Origin of the sequence: Bradyrhizobium sp. SEMIA (genome assembly GCF_014844175.1) — a bacterium.
Classification (GTDB): domain Bacteria; phylum Pseudomonadota; class Alphaproteobacteria; order Rhizobiales; family Xanthobacteraceae; genus Bradyrhizobium; species Bradyrhizobium arachidis.
In genome coordinates, this window is sequence record NZ_CP046601.1 from 5,126,816 (window position 1) to 5,150,805 (window position 23,990).

Below are 23,990 nucleotides of genomic sequence, written 5' to 3' on the forward strand. Positions count from 1 at the left end.
TGGACGCCCCTTAACTAATTTGAAGGGCTATTGTCCGCGATGGATTTGAAGGCTGGATGACAAGTGCGTCCAAAAGTCGCTTTCCCACCTGTATTTAGGCGGCGCGCGGGGCCTTCTTCTGCAGGCCGGCGGCGATCTTCAGGTCTTCGACAAAGCGCTGATACTCCAGCACTTTGGCTTCCGGATCGGGCAGCCGCAGCAGATAGGACGGGTGCACCGTCACCAGCGCCTTGCGCCCGTCGGGCAGGTCTATGAGCCGGCCGCGGGTCTTTCCGATCGGCGTGATCTTGCCGAACACGCTCTGCGCGGCGGTGGCGCCCATCGCGACGATGAGGTCGGGCTGGATTGCCGAAACTTCCCGCTCGTACCATTGCCGGCAGGCCCGGATCTCAGGTGTGTTCGGCTTCTGATGCAGGCGGATCTTGCCGCGCGGCACGAATTTGAAGTGCTTGACCGCGTTGGTGACGTAGACCTTCTTGCGATCTACGCCGGCTTCTTCCAGCGCACGATCGAGCATCTGCCCGGCCGGTCCGACGAAAGGATGGCCGGCGAGGTCTTCCTTGTCGCCGGGCTGCTCGCCGACCAGCATGATGTTGGCGGACTTCGGACCTTCGCCGAACACGGTCTGCGTCGCGTCCTTGTAGAGAGGGCAGGCGCGGCAATGCGCGGCCTCCTCGCGGAGGGCTTCGAGATCGTCGGCAGCAGGTTTGCGTTTCATCGGAGCCTCCGGCCGCTTCTGAGGCTTGTGCGGATCGGTTGCGGCATTGGCAATCATGGCGCCGGTCATGCGCTCGGCGTCCTCGATCAGGGGCTTAATGATCGAAGCCTCGGGCAGGTTCCTCCAGTATTTCTTCGGCATCTCCGTCTGCATCGCCTTCACCTTGAGCCGCGCCGGATTGAAGATGCTGGCGTAGTAGCGCCGCCAGGTTTCCTCCAGCCGGTCTTCGCCCGGCGCCTCGCTCTTGCTCACGCCCGGCGTGAACGAGAGCGTATGGCCGTCCCAATGCGCGCAGAGGTCCGGCGTCAGGATCGACCAGGGCATGTCGGCAAAGCGTTTTGCAAAGAACGGCGCGGCAAGCTCGACGATGTGATGCTCCGGCTCGAACCAGGCGACGTAATGCGCGGCTCGCTCGCGGCCGATCTCGCGGAAGCGCACGAAGGCGTGCATCTTGTGCTCGTCGCGATGGACCGCTCTTGCCATCGCCGTGATGAGCGCGACATCGGGATCGATCGCGACCTCGATGAGATCGTGGTTGTCCTTCAAGCGCCAGAGCAGGCGATAGAGGATCGCAAATCGCTCACCATCGCGGTGGAGGATTGCTGCTTTCGCGAGCTCGACGAATTTTGCCGGCACGTTGAAGGTGCCGTCGTTCACCTCGAGGATCGGAGACGGCGCGGATGGCGCGAACAAATCGGCTTCGCCGCCCTGCACGGCCCAGGTGACATCGGTCGGCTCCACATGATGAAGCACGAGCGAGCGCGCGGCGTTGCGCCAGCCGTCGAAATCGGTTTCGGTGTCGAGGATGATGTACTGCATCAGAAGCCAAATCCCAGTTGCGTTGCCTTCGGCTTGAACCGTTCGATGAGTCCGGCCGCTTCGAGGCGATGCGGTGAGGGGCGGTGATCGCTGAGGACGATGAACGGCAGCGCCTTGTTGCGGGGCACGTGCAGGCGCGCGAGATCGGAGAGGCGGATCGTGGTGGTGCGACGCGCCGCGATGATGCGTTCGACCGCCTTGGTGCCGAAGCCCGGCACGCGCAGCAACTCCTCGCGACTAGCGCGGTTGACGTCGAGCGGGAAGCGGTCGCGATGGCGCAGTGCCCAAGCGAGTTTTGGATCGATGTCGAGCGGCAGCATCGCGCTATCGTCGACGATCTCCGCAACGTCGAAGCCGTAAAACCGCATCAGCCAGTCGGCCTGGTAGAGCCTGTGCTCGCGCAGCAGCGGCGGCTGTACCAGAGGCAGAGCGCGGCTGGCGTCCGGGATCGGGCTGAAGGCGGAGTAGTAGACGCGCCGCAACCGGTAGGCGCCGTAGAGATTGGCGCTGGTGTGGAGAATGGTGTGGTCGTTCGCGCTGTCGGCGCCGACGATCATCTGCGTGCTTTGTCCGGCGGGCGCGAAGCGCTGCGGTTTTGTTTTGGTCTTTGTGTTGCGGTCTTCCTCGGCCTCGTCGAGCTTCAGCCGCAGCCGGCCCATGGTGCGGCGGATCGCGCGGACATCCTTCTCCGGCGCGAATTGCTGCAGGCTCGTCTCCTGCGGCATCTCGATGTTGATGGAGAGACGGTCGGCATATTTGCCGGCCTCCGCGATCAGCGCGTCGTCGGCCTCGGGAATCGTCTTGAGATGGATGTAGCCGCGGAAGTGATGCTCCTCGCGCAGTTTTCGCGCGACGCTCACTACTTGCTCCATCGTGTAATCAGGGCTGCGGATGATGCCGGAGGAGAGGAACAGGCCCTCGATGTAATTGCGCCGGTAGAAGTCGAGCGTCAGCTTGACCACCTCGTCGATGGTGAAGCGGGCGCGCGGCACGTTCGAGGAGGCGCGGTTGACGCAATAGAGGCAATCGTAATTGCAGGCGTTGGTCAGCAGCACCTTGAGCAGCGAGATGCAACGTCCATCCGGCGCGTAGGAATGGCAGATGCCCATGCCTGGGGCGGTCGAGCCCATGCCCTTGCCGTCGCTGGAATCCCGCTTCTCGGTCCCGCTGGAGGCGCAGGAGGCGTCGTACTTGGCGGCATCCGCGAGAATTTCCAGTTTGCGTTGTACGTCCATGCTTGAATCTCTTTGATTCCACTCATGAATCTTTGGCGCGCCAATTCGATTGACTCTTCGGCTGCCGTTAGCTTTATATTAGAACATATCATGAACAAATGAGCCAGCCGCTGGTTCTCTTTTTGAGAGCCACCGGCAATCACCTCTGAAGGAGCGGCGAGCATGAGCAGCGCACGCATCAGCGCGCTTGCGACCTTGCGCGGCCAGATCGAGCGCATCGAGACGGCGGAGGTCGTGCATCAGTATGACCGCGTCGCGCTCGGCCATGGCGAGGCCGATGCCGTGCTGAAGGGCGGGCTCGCGCGCGCGGCGATCCACGAGGTGTTTTGCGCTGGGTCTCAGGGAACAGTTGCGACGGGTTTTGTCATGGGCCTCGCAGGACGCGTCTCGGCGCAGCGGCCGCTGCTGTGGGTGCGGCAGGATTTTTCGGAACTTGAGACCGGCGCGCTGTCGATGAGCGGGCTCGCCGAGCTCGGGCTCGATCCGCGCCGCGTGGTGATGGTGCGCGCCGCCGATGTCGAGAGCGCGCTGCGCACCTCGGCCGACGCGCTCGCCTGCGATGCGCTCGGCGCCGTCGTGCTCGAGCTCTGGGGCGATGCCAGGCAGTTCGATCTCGTCGCGAGCCGCAAGCTGACGCTGGCCGCGCAAGGCTCAGGCGTCACCGGTCTGATGCTGCGGATGGCGGCGCAGCCGCTGCCTTCGACTGCCGAGACGCGATGGATGCTGCGCGCGGCGCATTCGCCGCCGGGCCCAATATGGAGTGCCTGGGGCGCGCCGCGCTTCGATGCCGAACTCTTGCGCAATCGTCATGGCCCGTGTGGCCGGTGGATCATGGAATGGAATTGTGATGAGTGCCAGTTCAGTGAACCGTCGACGCATTCTCAGCCTGTGGCTGCCGCGCCTGCCCATCGACCGGATCCAGCGGTTTTTGCAGGTGAGCGGCGGCGCGCCGGGTGACCCGAGCATCGTCGTCATCAAGGAGAACAATGCGCTGGTGATCCATGCGCTCGACGAGGCTGCCGAGCGCCTCGGCCTGTACATCGGTCAGCCGCTCGCCAATGCGCGGGCGATGTGTCCGGACTTGAAGGTGTTCGACGCCGATGTCGTGGCCGATGCCAAGACGCTCAGCGACATCGCCGACTGGTGCGACCGCTTCACGCCGCTGGTGGCGCTCGATGCGCCGCATGGGCTGTTTCTGGACATCACCGGCTGCGCGCATCTGTTCGGCGGCGAGGCCGCGCTGTTGCAGACGCTGGTCCGTGCGCTTGCCCGGCAAGGTTTTGCCGTCAGTGCGGCGATCGCCGGCACCTCAGTCTGCGCGCGCACGCTGACGCGGCAAACGTCCGGCATCATCGTCGCCGACGGCGGGGAGGCGGTAGCGATCGACCGGTTTCCGGTGTCCGCGCTCGGCGCGGGCGAAGCCATCACCACCGGCCTGCGCCGTGCCGGCCTGAAGACCATCGGCGATGTCGCCTCGCGTTCGCCGAGCGAGATCACGGCGCGGTTCGGTGCCCGGTTCTCCACGCTGCTCGCGCATGCGCTGGGGCAGGGTGATGCGCCGATCAATCCGCGCAAGCCGCTGCCCGACTACATCGTCGAGAAGCGCTTTGCCGAGCCGATCGCAACCGACACCATGATCGCGATGACGCTGTCGCGGCTGGCCGATACGTTGATCGCCTCCATGGAGAAACAGGGCAAGGGCGCGCGGCGCCTCGAAGCCGCGTTCTTCCGCACCGACGGCGTGGTGCGCGCGATCATGGTCGAGACCGGGCGGCCGGTGACGCGAAGCGCGGTCGTCGACCGCCTGTTCCGCGAGCGCCTCGATGCGCTCGCCGATCCCCTCGATCCCGGTTTCGGCTTCGACATGGTGCGCCTGTCGGCAAGCCGCACCGAGATCGTGGTACAGGAGCAGCGTGATCTCGACGCCCATGTTCACGACAATGACGAGCTTGCCGCGCTGATCGACCGCATCGCCGCGCGGATCGGGGGGAAGCGTGTCGTCGTGCACCTGCCGCAGGACACGCATATTCCCGAATGCGCGGTGCTGGCCGCGCCCGCGCAGCATCATCTCGCGGCCGCCATGCAGGCCGAATGGCCGGCGCGCGCCGAGAGCGAGCCGCCGCTACGCCCCTTGCGTCTGTTCGAGAAGCCCGAGCCGATTAAGGTGCCGTTCGCGACCGTGCCCGACGGCCCGCCGCATCAATTCACCTGGCGCCGCGCGCTGCATGCGGTGGTGCGGGTGGAAGGGCCCGAGCGCATCGCCATGGAATGGTGGCGGCAGGACGGCAAGCAGCTGACGCGGGATTATTTCCGCATCGAGGACGCCGAGGGCCTGCGCTTCTGGATTTTTCGCGACGGGCTTTACGAGGGAGAAGTGTTCGACGGCGACGGCGAGCCCGTTTCTCCCAACTGGTATGTGCACGGTCTCTTTGCATGACGACATCAGCCTATGCCGAGATCGGCATCACCACCAATTTCTCCTTCCTGCGCGGTGGCTCGGATCCGCGCGCCTATGTGCATCAGGCCAGCATCCTCGGCATCCCCGTGATCGGCATTGCCGATCACAACACGCTCGCCGGCGTGGTGCGTGCCTACAAGGAGCTCGACAATGACAAGGTGCTGCACAAGCCGAAACTCTTGATTGGCGCGCGCATCGTCTTCATCGACGGCACGCCTGATATTCTCGTGTACCCGCGCGACCGCGCTGCCTATGGCCGGCTGTGCCAGCTCCTCACCCGGGGCAAGCGCGGCGACGACGACATCACGCGGATCGAGAAGGGCGAATGCCATCTCAGGTTTGCTGACCTGCTGGAATTTTCCGAAGGGCAGCTCCTGGTCCTGACGCTGCCGCATCGCTTCGAGCAAACGCAGGCGCTGGATATTCTTGCAAAGCTGAAGGACAGGGGTGCCGAGGGCGTGTGGCTGGCGGCGAGCCTGGTCTATCGCGGCGACGATCGCCGCCGCCTGGCGCGGCTCGATGATCTCGCCGCAAAAGCAAAGGTGCCGCTGCTCGCGACCAACGAGGTGCTCTATCACCATCCCGCCCGCCGTCCGCTTCAGGACGTGCTGACCTGCATCCGGGAAAAGACCACGATCGAGGCGATCGGGCGCAAGCTGGAAGCCAATGCCGAGCGGTTCTTGAAGACGCCAAAGGAAATGTCGCGGCTGTTCCGCGATTTCCCCGAGGCGATCGCGGAGACCATGCGCTTTGCGGACAGAATCGACTTCACGCTCGACCAGCTCAAATACCAGTATCCGGACGAGCCGGTGCCGCCCGGCAAGACCGCGCAGGGGCATCTGGAGGATCTGACCTGGGCAGGTGTCGACAAATATTTCGGCGGCAAGATCGACGACAAGCTGCGTGCGACGCTCAACAAGGAGCTCGCGCTGATCGCCGAGCTGAAATACGCACACTACTTTCTCACCGTGCACGACATCGTGCACTACGCGCGCAGCCAGGACATCCTCTGCCAGGGCCGCGGGTCGGCGGCGAATTCGGCCGTCTGCTACGTGCTCGGCATCACCTCGGTCGACCCGACCAAGGTCGATCTCTTGTTCGAGCGCTTCATCTCCAAGGAGCGGCTGGAGCCGCCCGACATCGACGTCGACTTCGAGCATTCGCGGCGCGAGGAGGTGATGCAATATGTCTATCGCCGCTACGGCCGCCACCGCGCCGCGATCATCGCCACCGTCATCCACTATCGCCCGCGCAGCGCCATCCGCGACGTCGGCAAGGCGCTGGGCCTGACCGAGGACGTCACCGCCGCACTGGCCGACACCGTCTGGGGCAGCTGGGGCAAGGGCCTCAACGACATGCAGGTCAGACAGGCCGGGCTCGATCCGCAAAATCCCATGATCAACCTCGCGGTCGAGCTTGCGACCGAGCTGATCGAATTCCCGCGCCATCTCTCCCAGCATGTCGGCGGCTATGTGCTGACGCAGGACCGGCTCGATACCTATGTGCCGATCGGCAATGCCGCGATGGATGACCGCACCTTCATCGAATGGGACAAGGACGACGTCGACGCGCTCAGCATGATGAAGGTCGACGTGCTCGCGCTGGGCATGCTGACCTGCATCAGGAAGTGTTTTGATCTGATCGCGGACCACAAGGGGCGGCGTTACGTGCTGGCGAGCGTCCCGCAGGACGATCCCAAGGTCTACGACATGCTGTGTGCCGGCGAGTCGCTCGGCGTCTTCCAGGTCGAGAGCCGCGCCCAGATGAACATGCTGCCGCGCCTGAAGCCGCGGACATTTTATGATCTCGTCATCGAAGTCGCGATCGTGCGTCCGGGGCCAATCCAGGGCGACATGGTCCACCCGTATTTGCGGCGGCGGAATGGTCTGGAAAAGGTGAGCTATCCGTCTCCGTTGCCGGATCACGGCGACAAGGATGAGCTTTACAATGTGCTGCACAAAACGTTGGGGGTGCCGCTGTTCCAGGAACAGGCGATGCGGATCGCGATCGAGGCGGCAAAGTTTACCTCCGAGGAGGCCAACGGCCTGCGCCGCTCGATGGCGACCTTCCGCAATGTCGGCACCATCGGCCAGTACGAGGAGAAGTTGATCGGCAACATGGTGGCGCGCGGCTACGATCCCAACTTTGCCAAAAGCTGCTTTGACCAGATCAAGGGCTTTGGCTCCTACGGCTTTCCGGAGAGCCATGCCGCGAGTTTCGCGCAGCTCGTCTATATCTCGTCATGGCTGAAACACTACCACCCCGACGCCTTCTGCTGTGGCCTGTTGAACTCGCAGCCGATGGGCTTTTACGCCCCGGCGCAGATCGTCGGCGATGCCCGCAAGAACGGCGTCGAGGTGCTGGACATCGATGTGTCCTACAGCTTTGCGCAGAACACGCTGGAAGAGGGGAGCGGCAAATACTGCGCCGTGCGCCTGGGTTTTCGCCAGATCGACGGTTTTCATTGGCTGGACGAGGATGAGGAGGAGCTCAAGAGGCAGCAGGCAAAGCGGCAAGGCAAAGTCCATGTCACTCAGAAAGACTGGGCCGACCGCATCATCGACGCCCGCAACAACAGTCGATTCACCTCGCTCGAAGACTTCGCCCGCGACACCGGCCTGCCCAAGCGCGCGCTGATCCTGCTTGCGGATGCCGATGCGTTCCGCTCGCTCGGGCTCGATCGCCGCGAGGCGCTGTGGCAGGTGCGGCGGCTGCCCGACGACGTGCCGCTGCCGCTGTTCGAGGCCGCGACCGCGCGCGAGCAGCCGGACGAGCACGCAAAGTCGCTGCCGCTGATGCCGCGCAGCGAGCAGGTGGTTGCGGATTACCAGACCATCCGCCTATCGCTGAAAGGCCACCCGATGGAATTCCTGCGTGAGATGTTTTCGCGCGAGCGTGTCGTCGCCTGCAAGGAGATCAGCCATGAGAACGAGCGGCGCCGCGTCCGCTGCGCCGGCGTGGTGCTGGTGCGGCAGCGGCCGGGCAGCGCCAGCGGCGTCGTGTTCATGACGCTGGAGGACGAAACCGGCATCGCCAATGTCGTGGTGTGGCCCAAGGTCATGGAGCAGTACCGGAAAGAAGTGATGGGCGCGCGCCTCATCGAGGTCCAGGGCTACATCCAGAGCAGCCCCGAAAAGGTCACGCATCTGATCGCCCAGCGCATGGTGGACCGCTCGCACGATCTGGTCGGATTGGCCAACGATGCGCTGAGCCGCAAGCATCCGGTGCCGGCAGGCGCCACCGTGGTCGAGCCCCTCAACGAGGACCCCCGTGCGCTTGCAGACATGCCCGCGCAAAAACACCGCCACCCCCGCAACGTCCGTATCCTGCCGCCGTCCCGGGATTTTCATTGAGATATGGCACGACGGCCAATCTATCACCGTCACCCTGAGGTGGCCGCTTCTTAAGCGGCCCTCGAAGGGCGACGGCCCCGCAGCACCCTGGCCGTGCATCCTTCGAGTCTCCCCATGGGACGCGGTGCGTCCCATGCCTCGCACCTCAGGATGACGGAACTGGCAGTCGTTGCGAGCCTAGCTGTCGTAGGGTGGGCAAAGGCGCGTAAGCGCCGTGCCCACCATTCCAGGACTCATCGCGAAAGTGGTGGGCACGCTTCGCTTCAAATTCTACGCTAGCAATGACGGGTTTGTTGATCGATCGCGCGCCTCAGTCTCAGTCTCAGTCTCAGTCGTCATGCCCGGGCTTGACCCGGGCATCCACGTCTTTCTGAGTGCGCAGTGACGCGTGGATGGTCGGGTCAAGCCCGGCCATGACGGCGGAGGGAGGTGCGCGCCGCTCTCTAGAAATTCACCCGGTTCGAGATCGCGCCGTCCACCACGAGGTTAGATCCCGTCGTGAACGCCGACACTGGGCTTGCCAGAAACACTGCCGCGCTCGCGATCTCCTGCGGCGTTGCCATACGGCCGGTCGGGTTGCGCTTCATCGCGTCGTTGTAGCGATCGGGCATGTTCTGCTCGATCGTGTTCCAGACGCCGCCCTTGAAATAGACCGTGCCGGGCGAGACGACGTTGATGCGGATTTTCTTCTTGGCGTATTGCCGCGCCAGTCCCTTGGCCATGTGGATCAGCGCTGCCTTGATCGGGCCGTAGGAGCTTGCCGCATCCGCCTGCGCCGCCGCATCGAGGAGATGATGACGAAGGCCGCATCGCCGCTGCCGGCGCCGCCGGCTTCGAGGAACGGCCGCGCCGCGTCGAACGCATGTACGGCGCCGAGCACGTCGAGCCGGAAATTCTGCTCCCAGGACGCGGCGTCCTGGCCTTGCGCCATCGCGCCGGCATTGGAGAACAGCATGTCGACGCCGCCGAGCTCTTTCGCCGCGCCCTCGATCCAGGCTTTCAGCGCCGCGCCGTCGGTGACGTCGACCGTACCGCCGGTGGCGCGGATGCCGCTGGCCTTCAGCTCGGCGACGGTCGCCGCAACCTGATCGGCATTGCGCGCGCACACCGCGACGTTGGCGCCTTCACCGGCGAGCGTATCCGCAATCGCCCGCCCGATGCCGCGCGTGCCGCCGAGCACGATGGCGTTCTTTCCCTTGAGACCGAGATCCATTGTTGGTTTTCCTTCTTGCTGATTGTGCGCAGTGTAGTCACGTACGCGGCATGGTCGCAAATGCCATTCCGTCACCCTGAGGTGCCGGAGCGTAGCGGAGGCCTCGAAGGGCGACAGCCCGGCTGCCACCGCGGCCGTTCATCCTTCGAGCTCGACTTGCGATGCGTTGCATCGCAAGCCTCGCACCTCAGGATGACGGGACCGGCAGCAAAGGATTCAAAAGCAATTCTATCCTCACTCCGGCGAGGCCCCCACCGGCGGGCCGCCGGGCGGGCGGTGCAGGAAGGTCAGCGATGCATACGCGCCGACCCAGGAGCCGATCGCGGCGAAAGCCACATAGAAGGCGTTTTCGGTGTAGCTGATCACGGCATAGGACGAGAGCAGGTACCAGATCGCGCTCCAGGTCGCCGCCGGCATGCGCTTGCGCGCGACCACGGCCGAGGTGAACATCACATAGACCGCGTCGGTGGCCGCCGTTGCGACGAACACGGCGCCTGCGGTGAGGGGATCGATGGCGGCCATTGCATTCCTTTCTGCGATCATGACATGGTCGCGAAAATTACAGCATGATGCGGAAAAGTGCGCAGCGGTTTTCCGAAAAGATCATGCTCAACCCGGAAAGGGAGAGAAGCGGTCATGCAAAGCTCCGCCGATATTCTTAGGGGTATCTGGACCTCCGCCGGCGGCGATGCGGCCGCGCTCGCACGCGTGCGGCTGACCGGGGAAGAGCCGCAGATCCCGTCCTCGTTTCGCGTCGCTGTCGCCGGACAGACGACGATCGCTGCCGCCGGCCTCGCTGCGGCCGAAATCTGGCGGCTGCGCAGCGGCGAGGCGCAGGACGTCTCCGTCGACATGCGCCACGCCGTCGCCGAATGCCGCTCCGAGCGCTATCTGCGCCTTGACGACAAGCCGCCGCCTCCGGCCTGGGACGCCATCGCCGGCGTCTACAGGACCGGCGACAATCGCTTTGTCCGCTGCCACACCAACTTTCCGCATCATCGTGACGCCGTCTGCAAGGTGCTCGGCTGCGAGGCGGAGCGCGAGAAAGTGCAAGCCGCATTGATGCACTGGAAGGGTGAGGATTTTGAAACCGCCGCTTACGCCGCGGGCGGTGTCGTTGCCTTGACGCGCTCCTACGACGAATGGTCCGCGCTGCCGCAGGCGCGTGCGCTTGCCGAACTGCCGCTGATCTCGATCGAGAAGATCGGCGATGCTCCGCCAAAGCCGTGGCCCAAAGGCGATCTTCCGCTCTCTGGCATTCGCGTGCTCGATCTCTCCCGCGTCATTGCAGGCCCCGTCGCCGGGCGCACGCTCGCCGCGCACGGCGCCGATGTGCTGCTGGTGTCGGGCCCGGAGCTGCCTGCCATTCCCTGGCTCACCATCGACACCGGCCGCGGCAAGCTCACCAGCTTCATCGAGCTGAAGAGCGAGGCGGGCAGGGCGCAGATGCGCGCGCTGCTGCAAGACGCCGACATCTTCTCGCAAGGCTATCGCCCACGCGCGCTCGCGAGTCTCGGCTTTTCGCCGGAGGATGCAGCGCGCATCAATCCCGGGATCGTTTACGTGACGTTGTCCGCCTACGGCCAAGCCGGTCCCTGGGCCGAGCGGCGCGGCTTCGACTCGCTGGTGCAGACCACGACCGGCTTCAACGATGCGGAAGGGAAGGCTGCCGGCATCGACGGCCCCAAGGAATTGCCGGCGCAGATGCTCGATCACGCCACCGGCTATCTGATGGCGTTCGGCGCAATGATGGCCAAGGCGCGCCAGGCGAGCCAAGGCGGTAGCTGGCACGTGCGTGTGTCGCTGGCCCAGACCGGGCGCTGGCTGTGGAATCTCGGCCGGCTCGATCGCGGCCAGGATACCCCGGATCTTACGGAGGAGGCCGTACATCCTGCGTTCATCGAAGCCGTGCCATCTGGCTTCGGCACGTTGAAGGCGGTGCGCCATTCGGCGCTGCTGTCGAGGACGCCGGCACAATGGAGCCGTCCGGCGATGCCGCTCGGCAGCCATCCGGCACAGTGGCCGGCGCGAAACTGACGGGAAGCTGACGCATCGCAAAATTTTAACGCAAACCGAAAGGTGCCTAGCGTTTTTTAGGTTGTTTGAAATCCCAATTCAGCACTATTAGCGCGACCGACAAGGCAGCCATCTGCCGAGATCGTCGCAGACACGACCGGGCCCCATGGTAGTTGAAAATACCAAGCGAATGCAGGTGCTTACAAAACAACGGGTGATCACATCCGTAGTTTTACTAGCTCTTGCCGGTGCCGGTACCTATGGCTTCCTGCGTGCGGGAGCCAAGGAGAAGAGCCACTCCGAGATTTCCAGCCAGTCGCGCAGGAATGCGCAGAACTTCACGCCGACGCCGTCCGAATGGGCCACGCTGACGATCGAGCCGGTCAAGGCCAGGACCTTCCGGGCCGAATACGTCACCGAAGGCAAGGTCGCGGTCGACGAGGACCGCTCGACGCCGGTGTTCTCGCCCTATGCGGGCCGGGTCACCAAGCTGCTGGCGAAGCCCGGCGAGACCCTGAAGCAGGGCCAACCGCTGTTCACGATCGAGGCCGCCGACACCGTGCAGGCCCAGAACGATTTTATCGCGGCGATGACCGCGCAGAACAAGGCGAAGTCGGCGATCGATCTTGCCGACATCCAGTTCAAGCGTGCCAAGGATCTCTATGAAGGCCACGCTATTCCGCTGAAGGATTATCAGCAGGCGGAAGCGAACCAGGTCCAGGCGCAGAACGACATGCGCTCATCGGTGACGGCGCTGGAGGCCGCGCGCAACAAGCTGCGCATCCTCGGCTTCACCGACGAGACCATTAAGGCGTTCCAGGACAAGGGTGTCATCGATCGCGAGATCACGATCTACTCGCCGATCTCCGGCACGGTCGTGCAGCGCAAGATCGGCCCCGGCCAGTATGTCAACGCCGGCGCCAGCGATCCGGTGTTCGTGGTCGGCGACCTCTCCACGGTTTGGCTCACCGCCTTCGTGCGCGAGAGCGATGCGGCCGCGGTGTGCATCGGTCAGGACATCACCGTCAACGTGATGGCGCTGCCGGGCCGTCCGCTCACGGCCAAGATCAATTACGTCGCCGCCGCGATCGATCCCAACACCCGCCGCCTCCTGGTCCGCGCCACCATCGACAACAAGGACGGCCTGCTCAAGCCGGAGATGTTCGCCAACGTCACGATCTATTCGGCCGGCGATCGCGCCGCGCCGGCGGTGCCCAAGCAGGCGCTGATCTATGAAGCCGACAAGGTCCGCCTCTGGGTCGCGCGCGATGACAAGTCGGTGGAGCTGCGCGAGATCAAGACCGGCCTCATCAACGGCAACCTCGTCGAAGTCACCAGCAATCTGAAACCCGGCGAGCAGATCGTCGTCAAGGGCAGCCTGTTCATCGACCGCGCGGCGTCCGGCAGCTGATCGACGATCTAACACACAAGACAAGCTGAAGACCTAATGGATCGCCTCGTCGCCCTTGCCGTCAATCGGCGCTTCCTGATGGTCGGCATGTTCGTCGCCGTGTTGGTCGGCGGCCTGATCGCGTTCAACCAGCTCAACATCGAGGCCTATCCCGACCCGACCCCGCCGATGGTCGACATCGTGACCCAAAGTCCGGGCCTGTCGGCGGAGGAGATCGAGCGCTACATCACGATCCCGATCGAGACCCAGGTCGCAGGTCTGAAGAACATCACGACCATCCGCACCATCTCGCTCTACGGTCTCTCCGACGTCAAAATCCAGTTCTCCTTCGCCTATACTTATGAAGAGGCGTTGCAGCAGGTGCTGAACCGGCTGGCGCAGCTCGCGCCGCTGCCGGGCAACGTGCAGCCGCAGATCTCGCCGCTCAGCCCGATCGGCGAAATTTTCCGCTACCGCCTGGTCGGCCCGCCGAACTACAGCGTGCTCGATCTCAAGACCATCCAGGACTGGGTGCTCCAGCGCCGCTTCCGCGCCGTGCCCGGCGTCATCGACGTCACGGGGTGGGGTGGCAAGAGCAAGACCTACGAGCTCCAGGTCGATTTCAACAAGCTGGTCGCCAACGGACTGACGCTGCCGCAAGTGCTCCAGGCCGTCGGCAATGCGAACGTCAATGTCGGCGGCAACACCGTCAATATCGGCCAGCAATCGGCCGTGGTGCGCGGCGTCGGCCTGATACGTTCGATCGACGATCTCGCCAACACCATGATCGCCCAGACCAACGGCAATCCGGTGCTGGTCAAGGACGTCGCCACCGTCACCGTCGGGCAGAAGCCCCGCCTCGGCATCGCCGGCATCGACGATGCCGACGACATCGTGCAGGGCATCGTGCTGATGCGTCGCGGCGAGCAGAGCTCGCCGACGATCAAGCGCGTCCATCAGCTCGTTCAAACCATCAACAACTCCAGCATCTTGCCGCCGGGCGTGCGCATCGAACGCATCTACGACCGCGGCGACCTGATCGAGCTCACCACCCACACCGTGCTGCACAACATGGTGGTCGGCATTCTCTTGATCGTGCTGCTGCAATGGATCTTCCTCGGCGATCTCCGCAGTGCGTTGATCGTCGGCGCCACCATTCCGTTCGCGCTGTTCTTCGCCGTGATCATCTTGGTGCTGCGCGGTGAATCGGCGAACCTGCTGTCGGTCGGCGCGATCGATTTCGGCCTGATCGTCGATGCCACCGTCATCATGGTGGAGGCGATCTTCCGCCGCCTGACGCAGACGACGCCGGTGTCGGAAACCGAGCACATGTCGCCCGAGACGCTGTTCGGCATGAAGAGCCACGCCATCCTCAGCGCCGCCGCCGACGTCTCGCGCTCGATCTTCTTCGCCGCCGCGATCATCATCGCGGCGTTCATCCCGCTGTTCACGTTGTCGGGCGTCGAAGGCAACATCTTCGGGCCGATGGCGCGCACCTATGCCTATGCGCTCGCCGGCGGCCTGCTTGCGACCTTCACGGTCACCCCAGCGCTGTCAGCGATCATCCTGCCCGCGCATGTCGAGGAAACCGAGACGAAGGTCATGCAGATCCTGCACCGGCTCTACATGCCGGTGCTGAATTGGGCGGTCGCAAACCGCAGCATCGTCCTCGGTGCCGCGGTCGGCCTCGTGCTGATGACGGTCGCGCTCGCCCGGCTGCTCGGTCTCGAATTCCTGCCGAAGCTGGAAGAGGGCAATCTCTGGATCCGCGCCACGCTGCCGCCGACCATCTCGCTGCAGGAAGGCAATTCCTACGTCAACGAGATGCGCAAGGTGATCCGCGCCCGGCCCGAGGTCGAATCCGTGGTGTCGCAGCATGGCCGTCCCGACGACGGCACCGACGCCGCCGGCTTCTTCAACGCCGAGTTCTTCGCCCCGCTCAAGCCCGCTAGCCAATGGCCCGGCACGCGCGACAAGGAAGAGCTGACCGCGCAGCTGCTCAAGCAGCTCGACGACCGCTTCCCCGGCGTCGAATTCAACTTCTCGCAATATCTCCAGGACAACGTCTCCGAAGCCGTCTCCGGCGTGAAGGGCGAGAACTCGATCAAGCTGTTCGGCAGCGATCTCCAGGCGCTCACCGACACCGCCAACAAAATCAAGCAGGTGCTGTCGACCGTGCAGGGCGTCACCGACCTTGCGGTGTTCACCTCGCTCGGGCAGCCGACCATCCAGATCGACATCGACCGTGCCAAGGCCGCCCGCTATGGCCTCGCGCCCGGCGACATCAATGCCACCATCAAGGTCGCGATCGGCGGTGACACCGCGGGCGATCTCTATGAGCCCGGCAGCGACCGCCACTTCCCGATCATCGTGCGCCTTGCGCCGGAATACCGCCGGAGTGCCGAGGCGATCCAGAACTTGCGGATCGGCGCGCCCGGGCCGAATGGCACCGTCACCCAGATCCCCTTGAGCGAGGTCGCCACCATCAACCTGGTGTCGGGTGCGGCCTACATCTATCGCGAGCAGCAGGAACGCTATCTGCCGATCAAGTTCTCGGTGCGCGAGCGCGACCTCGGCAGCGCGATCCGCGAGGCGCAGCAGAAGATCGCCGACCAGGTGCAATTACCGCCCGGCTCGCACATGGAATGGGTCGGCGAATTCGGAAACCTCCAGGACGCGATCCGCCGGCTGTCGATCGTGGTGCCGATCTCGCTGGCGCTGATCGGCGTGCTGCTCTGGTTCAATTTCGGCTCGATGGCCGACACGCTGCTGGCGATGAGCGTGATCCCGATGGCGATCTTCGGCGGCGTGCTGGGTCTCTTGATCACCGGCACGGCGTTCAGCGTCTCCGCAGCGATCGGTTTCATCGCGCTGTTCGGCATCGCCGTGATGGACGGCATCATCATCCTGTCGCAGTTCAATCAGTTGATCGAAGAGGGCATGGACCGCATGAGCGCGGTGGTGCGCACCGGCGAATTGCAGCTGCGGCCCGTGCTGATGACCTGCGTCGTCGCCGGCGTCGGCCTGTTGCCAGCGGCGCTGTCGGAGGGCATCGGCTCGCAGGTGCAGAAGCCGCTCGCCGTCGTGGTCGTCACCGGCATGATGCTGGCGCCGGTCGTGATCCTCGTGACCTTGCCGGTCTTGATCTCTTTCTTCTCGCGCCGCGCGCGCTGATATCAGGCCGGCAAACTAAAGCGCGATGAGATTGCGATGAATCGTCATCGCGCTTTAGATTATTGTTTGAGCATGATCTTTTCGGAAAACCGCTGCGCACTTTTCCGGATCATGCTCTAGAACCCGTAAAGCCGCGCCGGATTGTCGACCAGGATTTTCTTGCGCACGCCCGCATCCGGCGCCCACACCGGAAGCTGGTTGAGCAGCCGACCGTCGTCGATCTGGTAGAGCGGCGCGATGTCGGTGGCCTTGCGTCCCTCGACGCGGCTCGAATCCGGATGCGGCCAGTCGGTGCCCCAGACGATGCGATCGGGGTTGGCCGCGATCAGCGCCTGCGCGTACGGCGCCATGTCCTGATAATCGGGCGCGAGCTTCGACGAGCGGTAGGCGCCGGAGATCTTGACATAGGCCTTGCCGGACTTCACCAGCGCGACGAGATCGGAGAAGCCGGGCTGCTCCAGGCCCCGCTCGGCTTCGAGGCCGCCGAAATGGTCGAACACGACCGGCACCGGCGCGGTCTCGACGAGGTCCTTGATCGCCGAGATCATGGCAAGCGTGGTGTAAAGCTGCACGTGCCAGCCGCGCGCTTTCATGCGCTCGACTGCGGCGGTGAAGCGGGGCCGGCCGACATTGGGGTCATTGACGCCGCCGGTCGCCAGATTGAGGCGGACGCCGCGGAAGCCGTCCTGATGCATCGTGTCGAGCGCGCTCTCCGGCGTCTTGTCGTCGATCACGGCGACGCCACGCGCATTCGCGCCGCGCGCCTTCATGCCGAACAGGCTCGACGAATTATCGGTGCCGTAGACGCTGGGCGTGACGATCACCACGCGCTCCATATGTAGCGCCTTGTGCAGTGCGGCCATCTCCTCCGGCGAAGCCGGCTCGGGCGTGTAGACGCGCCCGGCGAAGAACGGAAACTTTTCGACATCGCCGTGGATGTGGGTGTGGCAGTCGCAGGCGTGCGGCGGAACGTCGAAATTGACCGGCGTCGCGGGCTGCGCGGCCCGGGCGTGGGCTCTGTTGGTCATGGCTACTCCGGCGGCGAGGGAGGCAAGCAGGACGCTGCGTCGATTGAGCACGGTTTCTCTCCCTGATTTGTTTTTTTGAGGCCGTGCGAGACAGTATCACATCAGTCCGGCAGCCGCTCCGCTTCGCTGCATAGCTGCTCGACGAGGTCCGCAAGCGGGCGTGAGCCGTCAACGCGCACGACAGGGCAGGACAGGCCGGAGAGCCACGCTTCATGCTTTGCAAGATTGCGGCCTTCGCGATCACCGGCTTCGTAGTGCGAGGCCCATTCGACGAAGTCTTCGGTCTCGGCATGGCGCCAGCCGCCCGGCGCGACGGCATCAGTGCCGAAATGAGCGGCCTCGCGGGCGCGCAATCGCTTCAGCCGGATCTCGCGCGGCGTGGTCACGAAGACGACGAGGTCGAAGTACGAGACGAGCTCCTCGGCCCAGCCGGTGATCGATCCGCTCAGCACCCAATCGAGACGCGGCAGGAACATCTCGCGCATCAGGCGCAGGCGCTCGGCGACCGGGCGCGTCGTCTGATAAGGCGGCACGGTCGGCAGCCAGAAATAGTCGTCGCTGTCGTGATGCGGCAGCGCAAGCCGGCCCGCAAGAGCGCGACCGAGCGTCGTCACGCCGGACCCCGAAGCTCCCATCAGATGGATGCGGCGGCTGTTCATGGCACCCGCGAGAAGATTGAGATTACTGCCCCGACGGCGTGCGCAGGCCGTGCCAGGCGTCGCGGACCTGCTGGTAGTGCACCTCCGGCAAATAATCCGGCGTGTTCAGGCTCAAGGTCTTGACGTCGAGATGGCCGACGGCGCTGAGCAGGGTGTAGGAGGCGATCACGCGGTCGCGCAGCGCGCCGATCAGGCGGGCCTTGGCCTGGATCAGGTCGGCCTGCGAGTTCAAGACGTCGACCGTCGTGCGCTGTCCGCCGGCGGCTTCGCGCTGCACGCCCTGGAGCGCGACGGTTGCCGCCTTCACCTCGGACTCCGAGGCCGAGACCGCGATCTTGGCGCCTTCGTTCGCGACCCATGCGCTGACGGCGGCGGTGCGCGCCTGGTTGCGGACTTGGTCGAGCACGAGCCGGCTCTGCGCCGAGACCTCCTTGGCCTGCCGGGTCTGCGAGGCGGCCTGGCCGCCGTCATAGATCGGCGCGGTGACGCTGGCGACGATCGAGGCCTGGTCCTCGGCGAAGGTGCCGAGCGTCGGGTCGTTGTTGCGGCTTTTGCTGGCGCTGCCCTGGACGCTGGCGCTCGGCAGCAGCGCGCCCTCGGCGACGCGGATATTGGTCGAGGCGACATCGACGTCGAAGCCTGCGGCCATCACCGCCGGATGCTGACGAATCGCCATCGTCATGGCGTCCTCGCGGCTCTTCGGCAGATAACGGTCGACGACCTCGGCGGCTCGAAGCTGCGACGGGGGATTGCCGATCACCTGCGCATAGGTTGCCTGGCTGACCGCGAGCGCGACTTCGGCGGCGTTGAGATCGGCAAGGCCGCGGTTGAGACGGGCTTCGGCCTGCGCGGTATCCGTCGGCGTGACGTCGCCGGCGTTGAGGCGGCGCTGGGTGACCGCGAGCGTCTCGCGCAGGAAGGCGACGTTGGAGCGCTGCGCCTCGACCAGCGACTGGTTGGCGAGCACGTTGGTGTAGGCGGTGACCGCGTCGAGCAGCACGCCCTGGCCGACATTGCGCAGCGCCTCGCGGCCCGACTGCACCTGGAGCTCGGCGGCGCGCACGTTGTTGGCCGTGCGGAAGCCGTTGAACAGGGTCTGCGTCACGGTGACGCCAATCACCCACGGCTTCAGGTTCGCGGTCTGGATGGTGTTGTCGGGCAAAAGGTTGCGCACCGATTGCAGGCCGGCGCTGAGGCTCGCCACGATTTGCGGCCGGTAGCCGGCCAGCGCCTGCGGCACGTTCTCGTCGGTCGCGCGCTGGCGCGCGCGCTCGGCATTGAGCTGCGGGTTGGTCTGGTAGGCTTTCGCCAATGCCTCCGGCAGGGCTTCCGCCGACGCAGCAGCGGGCAGGGCGCAACAGAGCGCCAGCGCGGTCCATGTCGCAAGCACAGGCCCCACGCCCGATCGATGCTGCGTCATCACGCGACCAGCTCTAGCGGCACGCCCAATCATGAAATCCCGCAAACCCCGGCTGTCCGCCCCCCGCCGACGGCGGCCCTCTTAACTGTTTAACCAGCCGAGGTCCCGCAGGCAAACTGCCGCGGGGAAAACCCCCATCTATTCCGTGCTTGTTGCCGGCGAGTCACAGCATTTTTGCGGATCAGCATCAGAGCCTTACACCAGCCTGACCGTCGGCTTGCGCCTACCGGTTCTTGTTCACCGGCTTGCGCTTCTCGATGAACGCGGCCATGCCCTCGGCGCGGTCCTCCAGCGCGAAGGTCGCGTGGAACAGGTTGCGCTCGACGCTCATGCCTTCGGCGAGCGTGGTCTCGAGGGCGCGGTTCACCGCTTCCTTGGCCATCGCGGCGGCAGGCCGCGACATCGCGGCGATCTTCTCGGCGGCGGCCATGACTTCGTCCATCAGCTTGTCGGCTGGCACGATACGGCTGACGAGGCCTGAGCGCTCGGCTTCCGCCGCATCCATCATGCGGCCGGTGAGGCAGAGATCCATCGCCTTGGACTTGCCGATGGCGCGGGTCAGGCGCTGGGTGCCGCCGATGCCGGGAATGGTGCCGAGCGTGATTTCGGGCTGACCGAATTTGGCGGTGTCGGCGGCGATGATGATGTCGCACATCATGGCGAGCTCGCAGCCGCCGCCGAGTGCATAGCCTGCGACGGCGGCGATGGTCGGCTTGCGGCAGCGCGCGACGCGGTCGCCGCCGATCGCGGCGAAATCTTCCGAGAACATGTCGATGAAGCCCTTCGGCTGCATCTCCTTGATGTCGGCGCCGGCGGCAAAGGCCTTTTCGCTGCCGGTCACGACGATGCAGCCGATGGCGTCATCGGCCTCGAGATCGTCGACGGCCGCGGCAATCTCGCGGAAGACGCCGAAGGAGAGCGCGTTGAGCATTTTCGGCCGGTTCAGCTTGATGATACCGACCGCACCCTGGCTTTCGACGATGATGTGTTCGAACGTGCTCATGCTCCACCCACGCGTTTGATTGGGCGGGCAATGTGCCCGCTGGCGCGGATGCCTTCAAGGGGCCCAAAGGCCGCCGGAACAAAGGTCGCCCGGAACACGCCGCAAGATGCGCGTCCCGGGCGTGGAGGTTCTTCTTAAGCCATGAACATGCGCGCGGCGGAGGCCAGTGTCAGCAGCGTGCCGACGCCGATGAAGATCTTGCCGATCAGGGAGCTCTGGTCCCAGGCCGAGCTCTGCTGGCTCGCCATTACCGGCGCCGGCCGCGGCTGCGCGTCGGTTGCGGCGATCACCGCCTTCTGCGCCGGCGGGTTGTCCTGCGGCAGGGCGCGGTCGAGATCGTTGAGCTGGTCGGGTGCGACGACCTGGCTCTCGGCGTCCGAGCCGGCCGGAGTGTCGGCCGCGGCCTGGACGTTGTCGTTGGCGCGGCCCGTCATCGCGGTGGCTGCGGCTGCCGTCGGCGTGTCGGCGGCGGCAAGCTGCGCACGGGCGTTGGCGACTTCCGGCGGCATCTGGCTGGATGCAGGCGCGTCCCTGCTGGCCTTGACCTCGTCGGTCTTCGTCGCAGCGGCCTTGTCGTCGGAGGACTTCTCCGCCGTCTTGCTGCTGCTGCGGCGAGAAGAGTGGCGGCGGTGCTTGCTTGGCTTGTCCGCGTCGGCCTGTTTGCCGGCGCTGTCCGATTTGCTGTCCGCGGCCGCGCTCGGTGCTGCCTGCGCAACGCCTCCGAACAGCAGGAAAAGCCCGGCCAGAAGAATCAGGGCAGCGCGCCCGCTGGTTTTCATCATGTTGACGATCTCCCCAATCCACCCATCCCGGACCGAACAGAGACGCCGGGGCGTGACCACAGCGGGGCGGAAAATGGGAATCTTCGGGCTACACCGGGCGAAAACGGGGCAATCCGGTTCCTCGCGGCCGGCCGCTGGATGCGGGACGGGCCGATCGGTGTTATGAGCCGTCGCAGACTTTTTCGGCCCTTTCGGCAACGCAGCCCGGCACATATCACGAATTCGTGATCTAGCTGACGCCCGCGTAACAAATTGAAAGAGCGGCCGAATTGCATGGTGAGGGCGCGCGTGCGCGGACGTGAGGACGAATGGACCGACCTGATGCGGTCGGCCATGGCTGGCGATGATGCGGCGTATCATCGCCTGTTGAAGGCGGTCACGCCGGTGCTGCGCGCCGCCGCGAGGGGGGGCCTGGCGCGGGCCGGGCAGCCCCCCGACCAGGCCGAGGATATCGTGCAGGAGATTCTGTTGGCGGTGCATCTGAAGCGGCACACCTGGGACAGCGAAGCCCCCTTCGCGCCCTGGCTGTTCGCGATCGGCCGCAACAAGCTGATCGACACGCTGCGCCGGCGCGGCAAGCGCGTCTTCGTCAACATCGACGATTTCGCCGAGACCTTGCCGGGCGAGGCGCCGCAGGAAACGGCGTCGGCGGGCGAGGTCGCAGCGCAGCTTGGCACGCTGCCGCAGCGTCAGCGCGACGTATTGCAGTCGATCGCGGTCGAGGCCGCCTCGATCAAGGACACGGCGGCGAAATTTTCGATGAGCGAAGGTGCGGTGCGGGTCGCGCTGCATCGCGGACTTGCGGCGCTGACTGCCAAACTGCGAGACCATTAGTCATGGATACCGATCAACTCATTCGCACGCTCGCGGCCGACAATGCCCATCGCGCGCCGCGCGTCGGCGCCGTGCTGACCATGGCGCTGCTGGTGGCCGCGCCGTTGTCGATCCTGATCTTCGCGACGTTCCTCGGCGTGCGGCCCGACGTCATGACGGCCATGCACAATCCGTTCTTCGACATGAAGTTCGCGGTCACGCTGTCGCTCGCGATCCCCGCGATCATCGTCAGCCTGCATCTGTCGCGGCCCGAGGCCTTGATGCGCGGCTGGGGCTGGCTGCTGCTGCTTCCCGTCGGGCTGCTCGCGGTCGCGATCGGCGGCGAGATGATGATGGCGCCGGCAATGCCGATGACGATGCGCATGATGGGCAAGAACTCCAGGGTGTGCCTGGTTGCGATCCCCGCGATGTCGCTGCCGCTGCTTGCGGGCGCACTGTTCGGCCTGCGCCACGGCGCGCCGTCGCATCCGGCGCTCGCCGGTGCGCTCGCCGGCCTGGTATCGGCGGGCCTTGCCGCGACGCTCTATGCCTCGCACTGCACCGACGACTCGCCGATGTTCGTCGCGACCTGGTACACGATCGCAACGGCGCTCGTGACCGCGATCGGCGCCGTCATCGGCTCAAAAGTCTTGCGGTACTAGTGCATGATCCGGAAAAGTGCGCAGCGGTTTTCCGAAAGGATCACGCGCAAACAAGGAGCTGAAGCGCGATGACGATTGAGCCCAATCTCATCGCGCTTTAGTCCCAACGGCTTCACACCGCCGGCGTCGTGCCCTGCATGCGGTGGAAGCGCAGCACCTGCTGCGCTGTCGATGAGCGCAGCGCCTCGTAGGTGTCGCGCAGCATCAGCATGTCGGTCTGCGAGCCGCCGGAGAGCTTCTCGCGCATGGCGATGATGGCGCGCACGCTCGACCAGGACATGCCCGCGACCTTGGCGAGGATCATCACGCCCTCGGTGCGGCTCTCGATCATCATGTTTTCGGCGGTCTCGACCGCGACGCCCGCGAGCGCGGCGAGCCCGGCATTGGTTTCGTCGAACTTGCCCTGCTCGGCGAAGGTGGTGACCTGGAATTCGTTGAGGCGGCCGTCCGCATGCAGCGACTTCACCAGCGCGCGCGCCATCTCCGTCTGCCTCGTCATGGCGGCCGCACGGACCCGCTGGGCCGCTTCCTGGACCACGCTCGAGACTTCGTCCGCAAGCCCAGGATGCGCGGCCTCCAGTTTCCTGCGCACGCTCAGGGAGGCTTTCGCGACCAGCCTCAGATAATGATGGCGCGGCAGATCGGGCCGCAGGCCGATGCAAGTGGCGAGCTCGTCGTCGCGCTCGGCGCGGGTGACGAGGTCGGAGAAGCTTCCCTCGGAAAGCTGGGCGCCGGGATTGCTGACGGTCGACTGCACCACGTCGTCGTTGCCGCGCGTCACCAGCAGGTCGGTCAACGCTTCCGACAGCACGCGACGGAGCGAGATCGCCTTGAGATGCGCCTGGCCCCTGGTGCGCGCGATCTCGAGCAAGGTGGTCTCGTCGAGCCGTTCCGATTTCGACAGCACGGGGCCGGCGACCTCGATGACCTCGTCGAGCGCGAGCGTGCGGATGATCTTTGGCGGTGCCGCCGCGATCGGCGCAAGGCGCTCGGCGAGCAGCGCTCTCGCCGACGTCTCGATCTGCTCGATCAGGCACTGGAACACGTCGTCGAACACGCGGACATGCTCGTCGGAATAGTCCACCGCGTTGCCTACGAAGAGATCGGTGACGCGGCGCAGCGTCTCGACCCGGCGCGCGACGGTGCCGTGCGAGAGCGCGGCCTGCAATTCGTCCAGCAGGTTGTCGGATGGTTTGGCGTGTTTGGATCTCATTGCCCTTTCCTGGAGCGTTGGGTCCGGCGGCGGC

At 65.2% G+C, this 23,990-nt stretch carries 17 protein-coding genes and 1 pseudogene; 8 read left to right on the forward strand and 10 right to left on the reverse strand.

Features of this window, described 5'->3' with window-relative positions:
• Positions 1–94 precede the first annotated feature (94 nt).
• Both FOM02_RS24970 and FOM02_RS24975 read right to left on the reverse strand, forming a co-directional pair.
• Positions 95–1,537 carry a UdgX family uracil-DNA binding protein gene (locus FOM02_RS24970; RefSeq protein ID WP_027558717.1) on the reverse strand — a complete coding sequence of 481 codons (1,443 nt, stop codon included), beginning with the start codon at positions 1,535–1,537 and terminating at the stop codon, positions 95–97.
• Entirely contained in the window at positions 1,537–2,772 is a 1,236-nt protein-coding gene (locus FOM02_RS24975; protein WP_027558718.1) for a putative DNA modification/repair radical SAM protein, read from the reverse strand. The genes FOM02_RS24970 and FOM02_RS24975 overlap by 1 nt, the downstream gene beginning before the upstream one ends.
• A gap of 162 nt (positions 2,773–2,934) precedes the next feature.
• Here FOM02_RS24975 and FOM02_RS24980 point away from each other — a divergent pair, with 162 nt between their 5' ends.
• From FOM02_RS24980 to FOM02_RS24990, 3 genes are read left to right on the forward strand one after another with little or no spacing between them, the layout of a single operon-like run.
• A complete protein-coding gene (locus FOM02_RS24980) occupies positions 2,935–3,729 on the forward strand; it encodes an ImuA family protein (protein ID WP_027558719.1) in 795 nt (264 codons plus the stop codon).
• Positions 3,620–5,209, forward strand: a complete 1,590-nt coding sequence (locus FOM02_RS24985; RefSeq protein WP_035729998.1) for a Y-family DNA polymerase — start codon at positions 3,620–3,622, stop codon at positions 5,207–5,209. Before FOM02_RS24980 ends, FOM02_RS24985 begins: the two co-directional genes overlap by 110 nt.
• Positions 5,206–8,583 (forward strand): error-prone DNA polymerase, encoded by a 3,378-nt coding sequence (locus tag FOM02_RS24990; protein ID WP_027558721.1) that lies wholly within the window; start codon positions 5,206–5,208, stop codon positions 8,581–8,583. The genes FOM02_RS24985 and FOM02_RS24990 overlap by 4 nt, the downstream gene beginning before the upstream one ends.
• A gap of 443 nt (positions 8,584–9,026) precedes the next feature.
• On the opposite strand, the pseudogene FOM02_RS24995 reads toward FOM02_RS24990, so the two are convergent.
• Positions 9,027–9,796, reverse strand: a pseudogene (locus FOM02_RS24995) (SDR family NAD(P)-dependent oxidoreductase).
• A gap of 234 nt (positions 9,797–10,030) precedes the next feature.
• Complete coding sequence (locus FOM02_RS25000; protein ID WP_027558723.1) at positions 10,031–10,318, reverse strand: hypothetical protein; 288 nt, start codon at positions 10,316–10,318, stop codon at positions 10,031–10,033.
• Positions 10,319–10,432: 114 nt separating this feature from the next.
• Here FOM02_RS25000 and FOM02_RS25005 point away from each other — a divergent pair, with 114 nt between their 5' ends.
• From FOM02_RS25005 to FOM02_RS25015, 3 genes are all read left to right on the forward strand, one after another.
• Complete coding sequence (locus tag FOM02_RS25005; protein WP_027558724.1) at positions 10,433–11,833, forward strand: CoA transferase; 1,401 nt, start codon at positions 10,433–10,435, stop codon at positions 11,831–11,833.
• Between the two features lie 145 nt (positions 11,834–11,978).
• Complete coding sequence (locus FOM02_RS25010) at positions 11,979–13,223, forward strand: efflux RND transporter periplasmic adaptor subunit (RefSeq protein ID WP_027558725.1); 1,245 nt, start codon at positions 11,979–11,981, stop codon at positions 13,221–13,223.
• A 36-nt stretch (positions 13,224–13,259) separates the two neighbouring features.
• On the forward strand, positions 13,260–16,376 hold the full coding sequence (locus FOM02_RS25015; RefSeq protein ID WP_027558726.1) for an efflux RND transporter permease subunit: 3,117 nt from the start codon (positions 13,260–13,262) through the stop codon (positions 16,374–16,376).
• A 116-nt stretch (positions 16,377–16,492) separates the two neighbouring features.
• Here FOM02_RS25015 and FOM02_RS25020 read toward each other — a convergent pair whose 3' ends face one another.
• The 5 genes from FOM02_RS25020 to FOM02_RS25040 all read right to left on the reverse strand — a co-directional run bounded on the left by FOM02_RS25020 (position 16,493) and on the right by FOM02_RS25040 (position 21,268).
• Positions 16,493–17,455: an amidohydrolase family protein gene (locus FOM02_RS25020; RefSeq protein WP_027558727.1), complete on the reverse strand. Its 963-nt coding sequence runs from the start codon at positions 17,453–17,455 to the stop codon at positions 16,493–16,495.
• A gap of 50 nt (positions 17,456–17,505) precedes the next feature.
• The gene (locus FOM02_RS25025; RefSeq protein WP_027558728.1) at positions 17,506–18,063 is read right to left on the reverse strand and encodes a hypothetical protein; all 558 of its coding nucleotides are present in this window, start codon (positions 18,061–18,063) and stop codon (positions 17,506–17,508) included.
• 22 nt (positions 18,064–18,085) lie between these two features.
• Positions 18,086–19,516 carry a TolC family outer membrane protein gene (locus FOM02_RS25030; RefSeq protein WP_027558729.1) on the reverse strand — a complete coding sequence of 477 codons (1,431 nt, stop codon included), beginning with the start codon at positions 19,514–19,516 and terminating at the stop codon, positions 18,086–18,088.
• Between the two features lie 190 nt (positions 19,517–19,706).
• On the reverse strand, positions 19,707–20,486 hold the full coding sequence (locus FOM02_RS25035) for an enoyl-CoA hydratase (protein WP_027558730.1): 780 nt from the start codon (positions 20,484–20,486) through the stop codon (positions 19,707–19,709).
• Positions 20,487–20,620: 134 nt separating this feature from the next.
• Positions 20,621–21,268: a hypothetical protein gene (locus FOM02_RS25040; protein WP_027558731.1), complete on the reverse strand. Its 648-nt coding sequence runs from the start codon at positions 21,266–21,268 to the stop codon at positions 20,621–20,623.
• Between the two features lie 288 nt (positions 21,269–21,556).
• Between FOM02_RS25040 and FOM02_RS25045 the strand changes: the two genes are divergently transcribed.
• Together FOM02_RS25045 and FOM02_RS25050 are read left to right on the forward strand one after the other, a co-directional pair.
• Positions 21,557–22,102, forward strand: a complete 546-nt coding sequence (locus tag FOM02_RS25045; RefSeq protein ID WP_265440063.1) for a sigma-70 family RNA polymerase sigma factor — start codon at positions 21,557–21,559, stop codon at positions 22,100–22,102.
• Between the two features lie 2 nt (positions 22,103–22,104).
• Positions 22,105–22,743, forward strand: a complete 639-nt coding sequence (locus FOM02_RS25050) for an NrsF family protein (RefSeq protein ID WP_027558732.1) — start codon at positions 22,105–22,107, stop codon at positions 22,741–22,743.
• Between the two features lie 112 nt (positions 22,744–22,855).
• Here the strand turns inward: FOM02_RS25050 and FOM02_RS25055 are convergent, their stop codons facing one another.
• Entirely contained in the window at positions 22,856–23,956 is a 1,101-nt protein-coding gene (locus FOM02_RS25055) for a DUF2336 domain-containing protein (RefSeq protein WP_027558733.1), read from the reverse strand.
• Positions 23,957–23,990 lie beyond the last annotated feature (34 nt).